This is a genomic window from Streptomyces sp. NPDC003032 (genome assembly GCF_053591415.1).
Window position 1 is genome coordinate 108654 of the sequence record NZ_JBSFTT010000021.1, and the last position, 18482, is coordinate 127135.

Genomic DNA, 18482 nt, shown 5'->3' on the forward strand with positions numbered 1-18482 from the left:
CCCGTACTCCCATGAAAGGCCGGTCGCCGTGCAGCCCCGTCTCAGCGTCGTCGTGCCCATCTACAACGTCGAGGAGTTCCTGGAGGAGTGCCTGGAATCGATCGCCCGGCAGACCATGGACGGCCCGGGAAGGACCGGCGGGCCCGAGGGCCCCGGCGGTCTGGAGTGCGTCATGGTCGACGACGGCTCGACCGACGCCAGCCCGCTCATCGCCCGCGAGTTCGCCGCCAGGGACCCCCGCTTCGTCTACGTCCGCCAGCGCAACGCCGGGCTGAGCGCCGCCCGCAACACCGGCGTGCGCAAGGCGTCCCCCACCGCCGAGTTCCTGACCTTCGTCGACAGTGACGACGTCGTGCCGCACGACGCGTACGAGCGGATGATCGCGAGCCTGGACGCCACCGGCTCCGACTTCGCGAGCGGCAACGTCTGGCGGCTCACCGAACGCGGCCGCTCGCAGGCCTGGCAGTACAAGTGGCTCACCGAGCCGCGCACCCGTACGCACATCGCGCGCGACCTGGACCTGCTCTCCGACCGCGTGGCCTGGAACAAGGTCTTCCGCCGCTCCTTCTGGGACCGGCACCGCTTCGCCTTCCCCGAGGGCAAGCTCTACGAGGACACGCCCGTGATGATCCCGGCGCACTTCCTCGCCGCGTCCGTGGACGTGCTCAGCGACCACGTCTACTACTGGCGGGTCCGCGAGGGCTCGATCACCCGGCGGCGCACCGACGTCAAGGGCGTGCGCGACCGGATCGCGGCGTGCGCGCACGTCAGCGGCTTCCTCGCCCGGCACGCGCCGGAGATGAAGAAGACGTACGACGCCTCCTGTCTGCGCGACGACTTCGTGTACTTCCTGGAGGGGCTGCCGATGGGCGGCCCCGAGTACCGCACGGCCTTCATGACGGACACGGCGGCGTTCCTGCGCCGCGCCGACCCGTCCGTCGTGGCCGGGCTCCCCGTCGGCCTGCGCATCAAGTGGCAGCTGGTCCGCGAGGCGCGCACCGCCGAACTCATCGACCTGCTCACCTTCGAGCGGGCCAACGGCACCGCCTTCCACGTGCGCGGCACGGTGCGGCGCAGCGCCTCCTACCCCGGCGTCGGGCGTGTCCCCGAGAAGCTGGCGCGGATCGGGCGGCGCGAACTGCCCGTCGTGGCGCGGGTCGGCGAGGCGCGGTGGGACGCCGACGGGAAGCTGCGGATCGACGGCTACGCGTACGTACGCAATCTGGAGGCGACCCGGCCCGGGCACTCCGTCAAGGCGGGGCTGCTCAAGTCGGCGCGGAGCAGGGGGCGGTTCCGGCGCGTGCCGACGAGGACCGTCGCCGCGCCGCAGGCCACCGAGCAGTCGCGGCAGCGCCTGCACTGCTACGACCTGTCCGGCTTCGAGATGACCGTCGACCCCGAGCAGCTCAAGACCGGCGGCCGGTGGCGGCCGGGGAACTGGCTGCTCGGCGTGGTCGTCGCGGGACACGGCACGGTGCGGCGCGCGGCCGTGCGGGCCGCCGACGGGGCGTCCGCGCAGTCCCTGGTGCGCGAGCTGGGCGACGGGCTGCGGCTCGTCCTCGGCTTCAGCAAGGGACGGCGGCTCGTGCTGAAGATCCAGGAGTACGCGGCGCGGGTGGACGCCCATCGGCGCGACGGGGGCGACGTGGTGCTGAGCGGGAGTCTGCCGGGGCGTGCGCGCCCCCAGGCGCTGCGGCTCACCCACAAGCACTCCGGCACCGGGTTCGACTACCCGGTGTCCCTCGCCGACGACCGCTTCGAGGTCCGCGTGCACCTCGCCGACCTGGAGGGGGCGGCGCCCATCCCGCACCTCGCGCCCAAGGAGGTCGAGCCGCCGCACGGCGACCGCTGGCAGGCCAACCTCGTCCTGCCCGACGGCAGTCTGAAGTCCCTCGCCGCCACGCTCGACCTCGCCCCGGGGCGGTACGCGACGGGCGCGGGCCGCGAACTGTGCGCCACGGCCAACGACCAGGGCCAGCTGGTCGTCGAACTGACCCGCCAGCCGTTCGCCGACCGCGTCACGTGGGGCACGGACGGCACGCTGACCGTCGACATCCTGGCGACGCGAGCCTGCTGGCCCGAGGCCGAGTTCGTACTGCGGCACAGCGGCCGCGACGAGGAGCTCGCGGTACCGGTCGAGCGTGACGGCGACCGGCTGCGCGCGGTGGTCGCGCCGGGGGGCGGGGCGTTGCGGGAGGGGCGGTGGTACGCGTTTCTGCGGGAGGCGGGGGCCGGGGCTGGGGCCGAGGGCGCCGGAGGACCTGGGCGGCGCGAGGACGGTATGCCCGTGCGGCTGCTGGCCTCCATGTCAGCGTCGCTGCCGCTTCACCGGGCCGTGCAGGGGCGGGAGTTCACTGTCGACCGGCGGTTCGGGGACCGGCTGCTCGTCGAGGCGGGGTCCGTCCTCGCCCGGTCCGAGCGCGGGGCCTACCGGCAGCACCGGCTCCGCACCGCCCACTACCCGGGCTGCCGCAAGCGGCCGCTGACCGACGCCGTCCTCTACCTCGACGGGGACTCGCCCCGCGCCGTCCACGAGGAGCTGGCCCGGCGCGGCGACGACATCGAGCACCTGTGGGTCACGCACGACCAGCAGACCCGCGTCCCGGCCGGCGCGAAGGGCGTCGAGGAGCACAGCGCCGCCTGGTACGAGGCGCTGGCCCGCTGCCGCCGCATCGTCACCGCGGGCCACCTGCCGGAGTTCTTCGAGCGCCGCGAGGGCCAGACCGTCGTACAGACCTGGAACGGCGCCCCGCTCAAGCGCATCGGCACCGACCTCACCGACACGCTCTACGCCGACCACGGCCATCTCGACGCCCTGCCGGGCCTGTCCCGCCAGTGGGACGTGCTGGTCTCGCCGAACCGCTTCTCCACCCCGCATCTGGGCCGCGCCCTCGCCTACGACGGCGAGGTCCTCGAAGCGGGCTCGCCCCGCAACGACGTGCTGTTCGGCGACGACCGCCAGAAGGTCGCCGAGCGGGTCCGCCGCGAGCTGGACATCGCGCCGGGCAAGCGGATCGTGCTGTACGCGCCGACGTACCGGGACCATCTCGCGTACTCCCCGGGCCGCTTCCGCTACGAGCCCGCGCTCGACTTCCGCGCGGCCGAGTCGGTGCTCGGCGACGACCACGTCCTGCTGGTGCGCAAGCACCCGCTGACGGCGGGCCGGCTGCCGGGCGCCCGCGCGCCCTTCGTACGCGATGTGTCGGCCCACCCCCGCGCGGCCGAACTGCTGCTGATCGCCGACGTGCTGGTGACCGACTACTCCTCGCTGATGTTCGACTTCGCGCACACCGGGCGCCCGATGCTCTTCCACGCCTACGACCTGGAGCACTACCGCGACACGGTGCGCGGCTTCTACCTCGACTTCGAGACGAGCGCCCCGGGCCCGCTGCTCGCCTCCACCGGCGAGGTCGTCGAGGCGCTGCGCGACCTGGACGCCATCGCGGCCCGGCACGCGGACGCGTACACGGCGTTCCGCGAGGCCTACTGCGACCTGGACGACGGCAGGGCCGCGGCCCGCGTCGTGGAGAGGCTGATGCGGTGAGCGGCACGCTTCTGGTCCGCCGGGCCGCCCACGGCGCGACGGCGCTGCGCGGCGCCCCCCGGTGGCGCCCCTCGCCCTACGCGGTCTTCGGCGGGCTCTTCTGGCTGGTGATGTCGCTGGCGTTCTGGCGGGTCCCGATGTGCTGCGACTTCGGGCAGCACGCGGCGGTCGTCGAGCGCCTGAAGGAGAACCTCCTTCACCCGGCGCACCCGATGGCGGATCTGCCGGGCGACGGCAGCGCGTACTACTCGCCGTACGCGGTAGCCCAGGGCCTGCTCGCCAAGGCGACGGGTTTCGCGGGCTGGGAGGTCGTGAAGGTCTCGGGCCCGCTCAACCTCCTCGTCCTGCTCACCGGCATCGGCCGTTTCGTGCGCGTCCTGACGCCCCGCCCGTGGGCCCCGGTCCTCGCGCTCTTCGCGATGGTGCTGCTCTGGGGCACCCGGATGGCGTGGTGGAGCGGCTATCTGGGCCTGATGTCGATGACGGGGAACCTCGGCTATCCGTCGACGTTCGCGATCGGCCTGGCGTTCTGGGCGTGGGCGTGGGCCGGTGCGCTCGCCCGGCGGCCTCGGGGCCTCTGGCCGTACGTCGGTCTTGGCTCCCTGTGCGGGCTCGTCCTGCTCGTCCATCCGATCTCGTCGGTGGCGGCGGTCATCGGCGTGGCCGCCTTCGCGGCGTCCGACCGGAAGGCGCGGTCGTGGGGGCGGCTGGGGGCGTGGGCGGTGACCGCCCTGACCGCGGCGGTCGTCGCGGCGCTCTGGCCGTACTTCAGCGTCTTCTCCCTGGTCGGTGACGACAGCGTCGACTGGATCCACCGCCAGCTCTACAGCGGGATGCCCCAGCGCTTCTGGCTGGCGCTGCTCGGGCTCCCGGCGCTGTGGCTGCGCCATCGCAGGGACCGCAGGGATCCCCTCGTCCTGATGTTCGCCCTGGAGTGCGCGGTCGTCGCGTACGGCTGGGTCAGCGGCCACTACACCTATGGGCGCATCCTCGGACTGACGCTGGTGCCCCTCCAGTTCGCCCTCGCCATCGAGCTCGCGGCGCCGCGCACCTGGGGGTGGCGGCGGGGCGCGCTCGCCGGGGCGGCGGCGCTCGGCGCCTGTGTCGGGTTCTTCCAGGTCCAGGCGGGCGCCGTCGTGCCGCGCGCGCTGGACCCCATCGGCTTCGACCAGCCGCCGCGCTGGCCCGGCTACGGCTGGGCGGCCGGCCATATGCGCAAGGGCGACGTCGTCCTGACCGACGGCTACCGGCCCACCCGCTCCGTCCCCGGCTACGGCGCCAACCTCGTCGCCCCCGCCTGGCCGGACGCCTCGCTCGACGAGGCCGTGCGGGAGCGCCGCCTCACGGCCGTGCGCACCTACCTCTCCCCCGCCTCCAGCCGTGCGCAGCGCTCGGCGATCGCCGGCCGCTACGACGTGCGGTGGCTGCTGCTCGCACCCGGCCAGAAGGCACCGCCGGAGGCCGTGGTCGTCGACTGGAGCCGGCATACGGGTGAGGTGCTGGCGCGGGTCGGCGACCCAAAACGCCCGCATCGGGACAGTTCCGCGCCCACGAATGCCCCACTAATCGGATAATTACCGGCAACCACTAAAATTTCCCCCGTGGACCGCATCCTGCCTCACCCGACTGCCCAGAACACACCCGCCACTAACCCCTCCGCCTCCCGGATCTCCGTCGTCGTGATCGGCTACAACGACGCGGCCCACGTCGCGGACGCGGTGCGCTCCGCGCTGGCCCAGGGCCCCGTCGTCCGCGAGGTGATCGCCGTCGACGACTGCTCGACGGACGGCAGCGGCGAGACCCTGGCCGCCCTCGCCGAGCAGGACCGGCGCGTGAAGGTGATCCGCCGCGGGAGCAACAGCGGCGGCTGCGGCACGCCCCGCAATGAAGGGATCGACGCCGCTTCATCGCCGTACGTGATGTTCCTCGACAGCGACGACGTCCTGCCGCCCGGCGCGGCCGCCGCGCTGCTCGCCGCCGCCGAACGGCACGGCTGCGAGGTCGCCTCGGGGCTGTGCCTGCGCCGCGAACTGCCGTCCGGACGCGAGGTGCCCTGGCAGCCCGAGCTGTACACCAAGGCCCGCCTTGTCGCCCGCCCCGAGCTGCGCACCCGCCTCGTCCACGACACGCTCTGCGTCAACAAGCTCTACCGCGCGGACTTCCTGCGCGAGCACGGCATCCGCTTCCCCGAAGGCCCTTTCATCTACGAGGACTTCGTCTTCACCGCGCGCGTACTCGCCGCGGGCCCGCGCATCGCGCTCGTCCCCGACACCGTCTACATCTGGCACGTGCGGCGCGCCGCCGCCAAACTGTCGATCTCCCTGGACCGCTCCGGGATCGCCAACTGGCAGGCCCGCATGGAGGCGCACCGCCAGTCCGTGGAGATCCTGCGGGACGCGCGCGGCACGGGCGGCAAGCGGCTCGCGCGTGCCGCCCGCGCCAAGTTCGTCGACCACGGGCTGCGGATGTACGCCCGTGAACTGCCCGCGCGCGGCCAGGAGTACCAGCGCGAGTGGTGGGCCCTCACGCGCGCGTACCTGACGACGTTCGACGCCGCCGACCTCGACGCGGCGCCCGCCCCCGGCCGCGTCATCGCCCGCGTCATCCTCGCCTCCGAACAGCCGCGCGACCTGGTCCGGCTGAAGCAGGTGGCGGCGCGCCCGGCGCGGCTCGCGCCGCCCTATCCGAGGACGGCCGACGCCACACCGGTCTGGGCGGCCGACCTCCCCCAAGTCACCCTCGACCATCTGCTCGTACGCCCCATGCGCCTCCTGCCCCTCGCGGTCGACGGCGAGCTGCGTCCGCGCGCCGGCGGCACCCGGCTCACGCTGCGGCTGCGCGAGCTGTACGGGCGGGTGGCACAGGCCGGCCCCGCCACCGTCGACGTCGAACTGGTCCACCGGCACAGCGGCCTGCCCGGCCTGCGCAGGACGGCGGCGTTCACCGTGGAGCGGCCCGGCGAGACGTGGACCGCCACGGCCCTGCTCGACCTCGGCTCGCTGGAGGGCGCCGTGTGGGACGTACGGCTGCGGGTGCGCTTCGACGACGGAACGTCACGCGACACGACCGCGCACGCCGTCGCGGGGCCCGGACTGCTGCGCCGCACCGTGGTGCCGAGCGCCCGGCGCGGCATCCTCCTCGTCCAGCCGTACGCCACCCAGGCGGGGAACCTCTCGGTGCGGCTCGCGCCCGGCGTGGGGGGCGTCGCCGGGGTCGCGAAACGGCGGCTGGCCCGGCTGGCCGGGCTGGTCCGCGCCGCGGTGGGCGGTTCAGGGCGCTGACGCGCCGCGTACACGCCCTCTGGAAGACTGCAACGCAATCACCCTCACAGAACACGCGAACACGGCACACCGCACAGCGAACACCGCACAGCGAACACACGCACGACAGGACGGGACACGACGACCATGACCTGGCTGATCACCGGCGGCGCCGGATATATCGGGGCGCATGTCGTCCGCGCCATGACGGAGGCGGGCGAGCGGGCCGTGGTCTACGACGACCTGTCCACCGGCATCGTCGAGCGCCTCCCCGCGGGCGTCCCCCTCGTGACGGGCTCGACCCTGGACGCGGACCTCCTGGCCCGCACCCTCAAGGAGCACGAGGTCACCGGCGTCGTCCACCTCGCGGCGAAGAAGCAGGTCGGCGAGTCGGTGGAGCAGCCCCTGCGCTACTACCACGAGAACATGGAGGGCCTGCGGGTGCTCCTCGAAGCGGTGGTGGCGGCCGGGGTCCCCTCCATCGTCTTCTCCTCTTCGGCCGCGGTGTACGGCATGCCCGACGTCGACCTCGTCACCGAGGAGACGCCGTGCCTGCCGATGAGCCCGTACGGCGAGACGAAGATGGCGGGCGAGTGGCTGGTGCGCGCCGTGGGGCGCGCGCACGGCCTGGCGACGGCGTCCTTGCGCTACTTCAACGTGGCGGGCGCGGCCTCGCCCGAGCTGGCGGACACCGGCGTCTACAACCTCGTCCCGATGGTCTTCGAGAAACTCACCGCCGGCGAGGCCCCCCGCGTCTTCGGCGCGGACTACGACACGCCCGACGGCACCTGCGTACGCGACTACATCCACGTCGTCGACCTGGCCGAGGCCCACGTGGCGACGGCCCGCAAGCTGGCATCGGCCGCGCCCGGCACGGACCTGACCCTCAACATCGGCCGCGGCGAGGGCGTCTCGGTCCGCGAGATGACGGACCTCATCAACGAGATCACGGGCTACGACACCCCCGCCGAGGTGGCCGCCCGCCGTCCCGGCGACCCGGCCCGCGTGGTCGCCGCGGCGGACCGCGTCACGGCGGAACTGTCCTGGTCGGCGAAGCGGGACATACGCGACATGATCGAGTCGGCGTGGGCGGGCTGGGTCCGGCTGCATCCGGAGACGGGACGGGAGTAGAACGGATCCTGGCGCGCGGCCCGGGGCGGGGCTCGGTGTAGCAGGCAGCCGGTCGCACCGAGCTGAGCGGGACGAGCGGGCGAGCTGAGCCGAGCTGAGCCGAGCGGGGCGAGCCGGGCGAGCCGGGCGAGCTGAGCCGAGCCGAGCGCGCCAAGGCGCACGCGCCGAGCCGGGTGCGCCGACCCGCACGCGCTGAGCCGCACGCGCCGAGCCGGGTGGTGTGCGTCACGGTGTGGTCGGGCCGAGCCCCCCGCATGGACGAACTGGCCCCCAAATACACGGGCCCGACCTACGCCGAGCACAACCCGGAGGCGGCCGCCACGCTTCCTGGCACGCCGCCGGGACGCCTGAACGCCCAGGGGCGCGAGCGCGCCCGCCTCAGAGCGCCCGCAGCCCCGCCGCCGTGGCCGCCGCGAGCCTGCCCAGATATCCCTTGGGCAGGTCGGCCCGCACCACCACCGAACGCCAGTAGAGCGGCCCCGACACCAGGTCGAGGGCCAGCTCCTGGTCGGCGCCCTCGCGCACCTCGCCCCGCTCGACGGCGGCCCGCACGATGCCGCTCGCGGCCCCGTGCTGCCCTTCGCGCAGCGCCTTCTGCAGGGCCTCGGCGATCTCGGGGTTGCGGGCCGCCTCCGCCTGGAGGTCGGGGATGACCTGCGAGGCGACGGGATGCCGCAGGGCGCGCGAGGTCACCTCGTACAGCAGCCGCAGGTCCCCCTCCAGCGATCCGGTGTCCGGCGCCGGGAGCCCCTGGACCGCTATGGCGGACACCAGGTCCAGTACGAGATGGAGCTTGGACCGCCAGCGGCGGTAGACGGCCGTCTTGCCGACGCCGGCGCGGCGGGCGATGCCCTCGATGGACATACGGGCGTAGCCGACGGAGGCGAGCTCTTCGAAGACGGCGGCCCGGATGGCCTCCGTCACGTCCTCGCGGAGCACGGCGGCTCCGGCGGGGGGCCTGCGGCGCGGCTTCTCGTCCTGTGGCCTGCTCGTCGTCATGCGGACAGCATAAGGCGTCACGACGATACGGTTGCGTTCCGACGTGGGGAGGTTCTACGCTCGGCGTTGCGACGATACGGGTCCGTCCCGACGTACGCCCCAGCCTCTTCGAAGGCCCCGGATGCCATCCCCCCGCCTCCCCGAGCGAAAGCCACGGACGTGAGCCAGGTCCTCGACGCACCACCGCCGCCCCGCACCGCCACGGCGGCCCCCCTCTCCCCCGCCGAACTCGCCGCCCAGTACGGCCTCACCGTCAGCGGCGCCCGCCCCTCCCTGCCCGCCTACGTCCGGCAGCTGTGGCAGCGCCGCCACTTCATCACCGCCTTCGCGACCGCCAAGCTGACGGCCCAGTACAGCCAGGCCAAGCTCGGCCAGCTCTGGCAGGTGATGACGCCGCTGCTGAACGCGGCGGTCTACTACTTCGTCTTCGGCGTCCTCATGGACACCAAGCGGGATGTGGAGGACTACGTACCGTTCCTGGTGACCGGCGTCTTCGTCTTCACGTTCACCCAGCAGTCCGTCATGGCCGGCACCCGCGCCATATCGGGCAGCCTCGGCCTGGTCCGCGCCCTGCACTTCCCGCGCGCCTCGCTGCCCATCTCGTACTGCCTGCAACAGCTCCAGCAGCTGCTCTTCTCCATGTGCGCGCTGATCGCGATCCTGCTCTGCTTCGGCGTCCCGCCCGCGCCGGCCTGGCTCCTGGTGGTCCCGGTCCTGGTCCTCCAGTTCACGTTCAACACCGGCCTCGCGCTCGTCATGGCCCGGCTCGGCAGCAAGACGCCGGACATCGCGCAGCTGATGCCGTTCGTGCTGCGGACCTGGATGTACGCGTCCGGGGTGATGTGGAGCATCGACGCGGTGCTCAAGGACCAGCGTCTGCCGCACGCCGTGCGGGTACTCCTGGAGTGCAATCCGGCCGCCGTCTACATCGACCTGACGCGGTTCGCGCTGATCGACAGCTTCCGGGCGGAGCAGCTCCCGCACCACGCGTGGGCCTGGGCGCTGGGCTGGGCGCTGCTCGCCGGGACCGGCGGGTTCATCTACTTCTGGAAGGCAGAGGAGACGTACGGCCGTGGCTGATCCGCGATCGACCGCACCCCCCACCGTCATCGTCGACCAGGTCGACATCGTCTACCGCGTGCACAGCGCGGGCGCCACGGCGGGCCGCGGCGCCGCCACCGCCGCGCTCGGCCGCATCCTGAAGCGGGGTGGCTCCGCGAGCGGCGTACGCGAGGTGCGCGCCGTCAAGAACGTGTCGTTCACCGCTCGCAAGGGCGAGGCGATCGGCCTGATCGGCACCAACGGGTCGGGGAAGTCCACACTGCTCAAGGCGGTCGCCGGGCTGCTCCCCGTCGAGCGCGGGCGCATCTTCACCGACGGCCAACCCTCCCTCCTCGGCGTGAACGCGGCCCTCATGAACGACCTGACCGGCGAGCGCAACGTCCGCCTCGGCGGCCTCGCGATGGGCATGTCGCGGGAGCAGGTCCAGGAGCGCTACCAGGAGATCGTCGACTTCTCCGGCATCAACGAGAAGGGCGACTTCATCACGCTCCCCATGCGCACGTACTCGTCCGGCATGGCGGCGCGCCTGCGCTTCTCCATCGGCTCCGCCAAGGACCACGACGTGCTGCTCATCGACGAGGCCCTGGCCACCGGGGACCGCTCCTTCCAGAAGCGCTCCGAGGCCCGCATCCGGAGGCTGCGCGAGCGCGCGGGCACGGTCTTCCTGGTCAGCCACAACAACAAGTCGATCCGTGACACCTGCGACCGGGTGCTGTGGCTGGAGCGCGGCGAGCTGCGGATGGACGGCGCCGCGGCGGACGTACTGAAGGAGTACGAACGGTTCACGGGCGGCGGCGGTCAGGAACGGACGAGATAGACCTATCCCTTACCTATCCCTTTTGTCGCATCAATACTCGCATCCCTACACTATGGGAGCGTTTAGCAACAGAAGGAGTGCGCGTGCAGCCACGGCTGAGTGTTGTCGTCCCCGTCTACAACGTCGAGCTCTACCTCGACGAGTGCCTGGAGTCCCTGGCGGCCCAGACCTTCAAGGACTTCGAAGTGGTCATGGTCGACGACGGGTCGACGGACGGCAGCGCGGCCATCGCCGAGCGCTTCGCGGCTGCCGACCCGAGGTTCCGGCTGATATCCCAGGAGAACAAGGGCCTGGGCGCGGCGCGGAACACCGGGGTGCGGGAGATGTCGCCGGACAGCGAGTACCTCGCGTTCGTGGACAGCGACGACACGCTGCCCGCGACGGCGTACGCGCTGCTGATCGAGACGCTCGACGAGACCGGATCGGACTTCGCGGCGGGCAACGTCACGCGGTTCCGCTCCGCCGGGTACGTGCAGTCGCCCGTGCACCGCGTGCCGTTCGCGGCGACCCGGCTGCGCACGCACGTATCCAGGTTCCGCCCGCTGCTGACGGACCGCACCGCGTGGAACAAGGTGTACCGCCGCTCCTTCTGGGAGAAGCACCGGCTCGCGTACCCGGAAGCCATGCTCTACGAGGACGCGCCCGTCAGCGTCCCCGCGCACTACCTCGCGGACTCCGTGGACGTCCTGAGCGAGCCGATCTACAACTGGCGCGAGCGGGAGATCGGCGAGCGCTCCATCACCCAGAACCGCACCAACCCGCAGGGTCTGATCGACCGTGTGAAGTCGATCCGCATGGTGCGCGAGTTCCTGCTCGCACGCGTCGGCGACGACCCGATGTACGCCGAGCACCTGCGGGTCTACGACCACAACGCGCTCGCCGAGGAGATCCCCCTCTTCTGGAAGGTGCTGCCCGGATCGGACGCGGCCTACCAGGAGGCGTTCCTGGAGCACGTGGGCCGCCTCGTCCGCGAGATCGGGCAGGACGCGGTGCGGGCGCTGCACGTGCCGCACAGGCTGAAGCTGTACCTGACCGTGCACCGGCGCCTGGACGAACTGATCGGCCAGCTGGAGTTCGAGAAGGAGCATCCCGGCTCGATCCCCGTCTCCGGGACGCTGCACCCGAAGGCCGACTACCCCTTCCTCGACCCGGCCGACCCCGTACCGGACGCGGTCCTGCGCCTCGGCCCTGAGCTGCGGCTGCGCAGCCGGCTCGACGAGGCCGCCTGGCACGACGGCAGGCTCTGGCTGTCCGGCTGGGCGTTCGCCCGCCAGCTCGGCGCCGAGTCGCGCGGCAAGGCGCTCAAGTCGCTGATCCTGAAGGAGAAGGGCAGCCGCCGCACGGTGCTCGTGCCGGCGCGCAGCCACGTCGACCCGGAGGCCACCGTGGCCTCCGGCGCGGAGTTCCGGCACGCCGACTGGGCGGGCTTCGGCGCGCTGGTGAACCCCGCGCGGCTTCGCCACCGCGGCAAGTGGGTCGATGGCCTGTGGTGGGTACGGATCGCCGTCGCCGGCACGGGCGCCACGCCCCGGCGCGGCCCGCTCCACGGCTCGGGCACGGGCTCCGGGCAGGCGCCGCCCGCGCACTGGGTCACCGAGGACGTCCGCGTGGCCCCGCAGATCCAGGACGGCGAGCTGGCCATCCGTGTGGAGACGGCGCACGCCCGCGCGCTGGAGGTCCGCGCCGATGGCCCCGACCGTCTCCTCGTGCGCGGCATCCTGCGCACGGCCCCGACGGGCGAGGCCCGCCTGCGCATGCGCCACCGCGAGTCCGGCACGATCCTCACGACTCCCCTGGACCTCGACGCCCCCGTGGACGGCCGCGTCCCCTTCACGGCCCTCGTCGACATGGCGACCCTGACGACCACCCGCGAAGACCACGAGCGCCTGCGCCCGACGCAGGCGGAACGCTCGATAGGCCGCTGGGACATGTCGGTGGAGGTCGTCGACGCCACCGGCGACGAGCCGAGGGCGACCCGCCTCGCCCTGATCCTGGACGACCGCGAAGGCTTCTCCGGCGCCCAGTTCCCCCACGCCGACCGCGCGGTCTACGCGCGCCGCAGCCCCGGCGGCTACCTCCAGCTCTGCGACCAGCCCGTCCAGCCCCTCGTCGACCGTGTCTCCGTACGCCCCGACGACACCGGCACCGGCACCGTCACCCTCACCGGCAGCTACCCGGCGCAGGGCGTCCACGACCTGGAGCTGGTCCTGCGCCAGACCTGGTCGGGCCACGAGTACACGTTCCCGGCGAAGGCGGCGGACGGCCGGTTCGAGGCGAGCTTCGTCCCCGCCCCCACCCACCGCTACGCCGGCGAGACCCCGCTGCGCGCGGGCTTCTGGTGGCCGTCCATCCAGAAGCCGGACGGCTCCCGCACCGCCGTCCAGCTCGCCCCGCCCGTCCACGCCCACCTCCCCCTGGAGATCACGGCACACGGCAAGCGCGTCGAGCTGCAAGCACGCCAGTACGACCAGCTGGCCCTGATGGCCCACTCCGAACTGCGCCCCGACGAGCGCAGCCGCTACCGCCAGACCCGCCTGCGCACCGAGGCCTACCCGGCCGCCCGCCACGAGCCGCTGCGCGAGGCCGTCCTGTACGACGTCTTCGGCGGCCGCATGTACGGCGACTCCCCGCGCGCCATCCACGAGGAGATGGTCCGCCGCGGCCTGCCGGTCGAGCACCTGTGGGTCGTCAAGGACGGCCAGTGCGAGGTCCCGGCCACCGCGAGGGCGGTCCGCGTGCACAGCCCCGAGTACTACGAGGCGATGGCCCGCTCCCGCTACATCGTCGGCAACACGCACTTCCCGCGCTGGCTGGAGCGCCGCGAGGGCCAGCAGATCATCCAGACCTGGCACGGCACCCCGCTGAAGCGGATCGGCTTCGACTTCGACAACGAGCACTTCGCGAGCACCCAGTACCTCACGGACCTGGACCGCGAGCGCCACCAGTGGACGATGCTGCTCTCGCCCAACCGGTTCAGCACGCCGATCCTGCGCAGCGCGTTCCGCTTCGGCGGCGACGTGGACGGCGAGCTGCTGGAGGCGGGCTATCCCCGCAACGACGTACTGATCGCCCCCGAGCACGCCGAGCACGCCGAGCACGCCGACCGCGCCGACCGCGCAGAGCGAGCCGCACGGGTGCGCCGGACCCTCGGCCTGCCCGACGGCAAGAAGGTCGTCCTGTACGCCCCGACCTGGCGCGAGGACAAGCAGCGCCACCGCGGCGGCTTCCTGCTGGACCTCCGTATCGACCTGGAGAAGGCCCGGCACGAGCTGGGCGACGACCACGTCCTCCTGGTCCGCCCGCACGCGCACATCGTGGAGCCGGTGCCGGGCGCGGGCGACGGCTTCGTGTGGGACGTGGCGGGCTACCCGGACATCATGGATCTCCTCCTGATCGCCGACGTCCTGGTCACCGACTACTCCTCGGTGATGTTCGACTTCGCCGTGACGGGCCGTCCGATGCTCTTCTTCACGTACGACCTGGAGCACTACCGCGACCGCCTGCGCGGCTTCTACTTCGACTTCGAGAAGCGCGCGCCGGGCCCGCTCCTGCCCACCTCCGACGAGCTGATCGCCGCGCTGAAGGACCTCGACGCGACGAGCGGGCCGTACGAGAAGGCGTACGACGAGTTCCGCGCCGAGTTCTGCGACCTGGACGACGGCCGGGCCGCGGCCCGCGTCGTCGACCGGATGCTCGCCCACCGAGGGACGGCCACCGCATGAGCACGCACGAAGGGGACGCCCCGATGCAGAAGCCGCAGCCGCAGCGGCAGCCGCAGCCGCCGGAGCTGAGCGTCATCGTCCACGGCCGCAACGTCCAAGGCCATCTCGCCACCGGGCTGGACGCCCTCGCCGCGCAGGCCTCCCCCGGCGTCGAGGTGGTCGTCGCCGCGGTGGGCGCCTCCGCGCAGGCCGCCGCCGCGGACCGCCCCGGCGTCACCGTCGTGCCGCTGCCCGAGGGCACGGGCGACGGCGCGGCGCGCGCCGCGGGCGCCGAGCGGGCGGCCGGCCGGTGGCTGCACTTCGTCCCCAGCAAGGACACCGTGCCGACGGGCGCGCCCCGCACCGTCGCGGACCGCGTGGCCGACCTGCCGGACGGCGTGGACGTCCTCGTCGTCGACCACGTCCGCTCGACGTGGCGGCACCAGGGGATGCCGAGCCCCGACGGCAAGTACCTCGCCAAGCAGGGCCGCCGGGACCTGCCGCTCGCGGACTGCCCGGACCTGCTGCGGGTCACGCCGTTGCTCGGCGACCGCGTGCTGCGGGCGGACTTCTGGCGGGCGCACGGCGAGCGGCTGGCCGGGGGCGACGAGACGTACGCCGCCTACGCCGCGCTACTCCTCGCGGACCGGATCGCCACGCTCGACCAAGTGGCCCTGAATGTAAGGGAGTTGCGTGCACAGAGCCTGCCCTCGGGCCCGCCCGAGGAGCGCTTCGCGGTCATCGGGCGCTACGAGTCGCTCCTCGCCCTGTGCGCCGACCTCGGCCTCCCTGCCGCACCCCGCGCCACCCTCTACGACGTGATGGTCGGCGACTGTCTGCGCGTGATCGCCCGCGAGCAGCTGCCCGACCCGGTGCGCAGGGAGTTCTTCCACCGCGCGTCGAAGGCCGCGGTCGCCTGGCGCCCGCCGGGCCATCAGCACCCGGGCGGCCTGGAAGGCATGCGGCGCCGCATCCTCGAAGAGGACGCGTACACGAAGTACCGCACGTTCCAGACCGCCAACCAGCAGCGGCGCAAGCTGAGGTCCGCGGTCGTCTCGCGCAAGCACAAGGTGGGCCTGAAGGTCCGCGACCTGCGCTACCGCAGGGAGCTGGAACGCCCCGTCGACCCGGACCTCGCCGTCTTCACGGCGTACTGGGACCGCGGCGTGGCCTGCAACCCCGCGGCCATCGCGGCGAAGCTCACCGAACTCGCCCCGCACATCCACGCGGTGTGGGTCGTGTCGGCGGCGAACGTGCCGCTGCTGCCGCCCGGCACCGACCACATCGTGCCCGGCACGCGCCGCTACTGGGAGGTGATGGCCCGCGCCAAGTACCTGGTGAACAACGTCAACTTCCCCAACGCCATCGTGAAGCGCCCCGACGCGATCCACCTCCAGACCCACCACGGCACGCCGCTGAAGCGCATGGGCCTGGACCAGCTCGACTACCCGGCGGCCTCCAAGGGCCTGAACTTCCACAACCTGCTGGCCCGCGTCGACAAATGGGACTACAGCGTCTCCGCGAACGCCCACTCCACCCAGATGTGGGAGCGCGCGTACCCCTCGCACTACACCTCCCTCGACTACGGCTATCCCCGCAACGACGTCTTCTACGGCGCGACAGCCGCCGACATCCGCGCGATCCGCGAGAAGCTCGGCATCGCGCCCGGCAGACGGGCCATCCTCTACGCGCCCACCCACCGCGACTACGAAGCCGCCTGGACCCCGCGCCTGGACCTGGCGACGCTCGCCGACCGCCTCGGCGAGGACACCGTCCTCCTCGTCCGCGGCCACTACTTCTACGGCGGCGCCGCCTCGCCGCTCGCGAGTCTGCGCAAGAGCGGCCGGGTCATCGACGTCTCGTCCTACGACCCGGTGGAGGACCTGTCGCTGGCGGCGGACGCACTGATCACGGACTACTCCTCGATCATGTTCGACTACGCCAATCTCGATCGCCCGATCGTCATCTACGCCGACGACTGGGAGACGTACGCGAAGACGCGCGGCGTCTACTTCGACCTGATGGCGCAGGCGCCGGGCCACGTGGCGCGCACGCAGGAGGAGCTGACGGCCTTGCTCGCCTCCGACGCGTGGCGCGACGAATCGGCCGCCAAGGCGCGCGAGGCGTTCCGCCGCCGCTTCTGCGAGTACGACGACGGGCGCGCCGCCGAGCGGGTCGTACGCCGCGTCTTCCTCGGCGAGAGCGAGGAGTCCCTGCCGCCCGTGACCCCGGTCGACGAGCGCACCCCGGCACCGACGCCCGAGGAGGCGACGACCCGATGACTCGGACCCCTGACGTGACGGTCACGGTGATCGTCTACAACGACGCGGACCGGCTGCCGCGCGCGGTGGCCTCCCTGCGCCGCCAGACGCACGCGAACATCGAGATCGTCATCAGCGACGACCACTCGACGGACAACACCCCTGAGGTCGCCCGGCAGTTGGCGGCCGGGGACGACCGCATCACGTACCTCCGCCTCCCCGAGAACAGCGGCGGCTGCAGCGCACCGCGCAACCGCGCGCTGGACATCGCGCGCGCCCCGTACCTGATGTTCCTGGACAGCGACGACGAACTCCCGGAGCGGGCGGTGGAGTTGCTCCTCGCGGCACACCGCGAGCGCGAGGTGGACTTCGCGATGGGGGCGGTGGAAAGGGTCCGCGTCGACACGGGCCGCACCTCCACCTGGATGCCGCACCTGGTGGCGGAGCGCCGCACGGTGGAGGGAATCGAGGCCGAGCCCTCGCTCCTCTTCGAACACCTGTCGACGAGCAAGATGTACCGTCGCGTCTTCCTGGACGGGAACAACCTCCGCTTCCCGGAGGGCATCCACTACGAGGACCAGCTCTTCTCGGCTCAGGCGTACTGCCTGGCGAAGTCCTTCACGGTGATTCCGGACCCCGTCTACCGCTGGTACATAGCGCCGTACGAGGCGGCGGAGTCGGCGTCGATCTCGAACCAGCGCCACAAGCTGACGAACGTCCGGGACCGCGTCCACGTCCAGCGTCTGATCGACGAGTTCCTGGTGTCGAGCGGCCACGCGGCGGTGCGGGAGGCCAAGGACTACAAGTTCCTGAAGCACGACTTCCGGATGTACGCGGGTGACCTGCCGTTCCGTGACGAGGAGTGGCTGAGGGGCTTCGCGGACATCGTCAACCCGTACCTGGCGGAACTGTCCCCCGGTGCGTACGCCCGCCTCCCTCGGGCCGAGCGGGTGGTCCTCCAACTGGTCCGCGACAAGCGCCTGGCGGAGGCGCAGCTGGCGGCGCGGGGCCTCGGCCACGGGGTGGCGCCGCGCGAGACGTCGATGGACGCGCAGGGCCGCGTGTACTGGGGTGGGCAGGTCCCGGAGACGGACCAGGCCCGCGTCGAACTGGACCTCTCGGACCAGGGGCTGGACTCGCGCCCCTTCCCCAGCGCGCAGTTCCGCCACGAGATCACGCGCGTGGAGCGGGGCCCCGGGGCCACGGTGACCCTGACGATCCGCACGTACGACCCGGGCCTGCGCCTCCCGGTGGGCCCGCAGATCGCCACGCTCCTCCTCGCCCCCGGCCGCCGCCGCATGAAGACCCCCTTCCGCCTGGATCCGATCCGCCCCGGCGTCTTCGAGGGCACGGCTCACCTGGACCTTGCCGCGGCGCCCCTCCCCCTCAACGGCTTCGAGGGCACCCGCCACCCGGTCCTGCAACTGACATCGGGCCACTTCCACAACACGTCCCTGCTCCTGGCCCCACTGACGTTCCCGACCCTGCGGGCCCGCATCGACTACCGCTCGGGCACAACCCCGCACGAGGTCACAGTGGAACCGGAAGGCCGCGCCGCGGGCCGCCTCCAACTCCGCTGGACCCCGGTGGGCATCACCTCGAAGGTCATACGCCCCCTGGCCCGCAAGGCCGCCACGAAAACGGGCTCACGAGCCCGAAGGGCGGCCCGCTTGCTGGCAAGCGTGACGCGCTGACCCCACCCCACCC

At 72.6% G+C, this 18482-nt stretch carries 10 protein-coding genes; 9 read left to right on the forward strand and 1 reads right to left on the reverse strand.

Features of this window, described 5'->3' with window-relative positions; translation table 11 throughout:
* Positions 1-28 precede the first annotated feature (28 nt).
* The 4 genes from ACWDZ7_RS27105 to galE all read left to right on the forward strand — a co-directional run bounded on the left by ACWDZ7_RS27105 (position 29) and on the right by galE (position 7935).
* A complete protein-coding gene (locus ACWDZ7_RS27105; RefSeq protein ID WP_451800501.1) occupies positions 29-3544 on the forward strand; it encodes a bifunctional glycosyltransferase/CDP-glycerol:glycerophosphate glycerophosphotransferase in 3516 nt (1171 codons plus the stop codon).
* On the forward strand, positions 3541-5118 hold the full coding sequence (locus ACWDZ7_RS27110; RefSeq protein ID WP_451800502.1) for a hypothetical protein: 1578 nt from the start codon (positions 3541-3543) through the stop codon (positions 5116-5118). The genes ACWDZ7_RS27105 and ACWDZ7_RS27110 overlap by 4 nt, the downstream gene beginning before the upstream one ends.
* 36 nt (positions 5119-5154) lie before the next feature.
* Positions 5155-6825 carry a glycosyltransferase family 2 protein gene (locus ACWDZ7_RS27115; RefSeq protein WP_451800550.1) on the forward strand — a complete coding sequence of 557 codons (1671 nt, stop codon included), beginning with the start codon at positions 5155-5157 and terminating at the stop codon, positions 6823-6825.
* Positions 6826-6951: 126 nt separating this feature from the next.
* Complete coding sequence (galE, locus tag ACWDZ7_RS27120) at positions 6952-7935, forward strand: UDP-glucose 4-epimerase GalE (protein ID WP_451800504.1); 984 nt, start codon at positions 6952-6954, stop codon at positions 7933-7935.
* Between the two features lie 378 nt (positions 7936-8313).
* Here galE and ACWDZ7_RS27125 read toward each other — a convergent pair whose 3' ends face one another.
* The gene (locus tag ACWDZ7_RS27125; protein ID WP_451800505.1) at positions 8314-8934 is read right to left on the reverse strand and encodes a TetR/AcrR family transcriptional regulator; all 621 of its coding nucleotides are present in this window, start codon (positions 8932-8934) and stop codon (positions 8314-8316) included.
* A 159-nt stretch (positions 8935-9093) separates the two neighbouring features.
* Between ACWDZ7_RS27125 and ACWDZ7_RS27130 the strand changes: the two genes are divergently transcribed.
* The 5 genes from ACWDZ7_RS27130 (at position 9094) to ACWDZ7_RS27150 (ending at position 18469) form a co-directional block, all read left to right on the forward strand.
* Positions 9094-10014 (forward strand): ABC transporter permease, encoded by a 921-nt coding sequence (locus ACWDZ7_RS27130; protein WP_451800506.1) that lies wholly within the window; start codon positions 9094-9096, stop codon positions 10012-10014.
* Positions 10007-10813 carry an ABC transporter ATP-binding protein gene (locus ACWDZ7_RS27135; RefSeq protein ID WP_451800507.1) on the forward strand — a complete coding sequence of 269 codons (807 nt, stop codon included), beginning with the start codon at positions 10007-10009 and terminating at the stop codon, positions 10811-10813. Before ACWDZ7_RS27130 ends, ACWDZ7_RS27135 begins: the two co-directional genes overlap by 8 nt.
* 83 nt (positions 10814-10896) lie before the next feature.
* Complete coding sequence (locus tag ACWDZ7_RS27140) at positions 10897-14535, forward strand: CDP-glycerol glycerophosphotransferase family protein (RefSeq protein ID WP_451800509.1); 3639 nt, start codon at positions 10897-10899, stop codon at positions 14533-14535.
* A gap of 23 nt (positions 14536-14558) precedes the next feature.
* Positions 14559-16796 (forward strand): CDP-glycerol glycerophosphotransferase family protein, encoded by a 2238-nt coding sequence (locus ACWDZ7_RS27145; protein WP_451800551.1) that lies wholly within the window; start codon positions 14559-14561, stop codon positions 16794-16796.
* Positions 16793-18469, forward strand: a complete 1677-nt coding sequence (locus ACWDZ7_RS27150; protein ID WP_451800510.1) for a glycosyltransferase family 2 protein — start codon at positions 16793-16795, stop codon at positions 18467-18469. Before ACWDZ7_RS27145 ends, ACWDZ7_RS27150 begins: the two co-directional genes overlap by 4 nt.
* Positions 18470-18482 lie beyond the last annotated feature (13 nt).

What these genes read in the sequence shown, in the direction of transcription:
- ACWDZ7_RS27125 (WP_451800505.1), bottom strand. Translation starts at nt 8,934, where the DNA reads ATGACGACGAGCAGGCCACAGGACGAGAAGCCGCGCCGCAGGCCCCCC.
- ACWDZ7_RS27145 (WP_451800551.1), top strand. Translation starts at nt 14,559, where the DNA reads ATGCAGAAGCCGCAGCCGCAGCGGCAGCCGCAGCCGCCGGAGCTGAGC.
- galE (WP_451800504.1), top strand. Translation starts at nt 6,952, where the DNA reads ATGACCTGGCTGATCACCGGCGGCGCCGGATATATCGGGGCGCATGTC.
- ACWDZ7_RS27150 (WP_451800510.1), top strand. Translation starts at nt 16,793, where the DNA reads ATGACTCGGACCCCTGACGTGACGGTCACGGTGATCGTCTACAACGAC.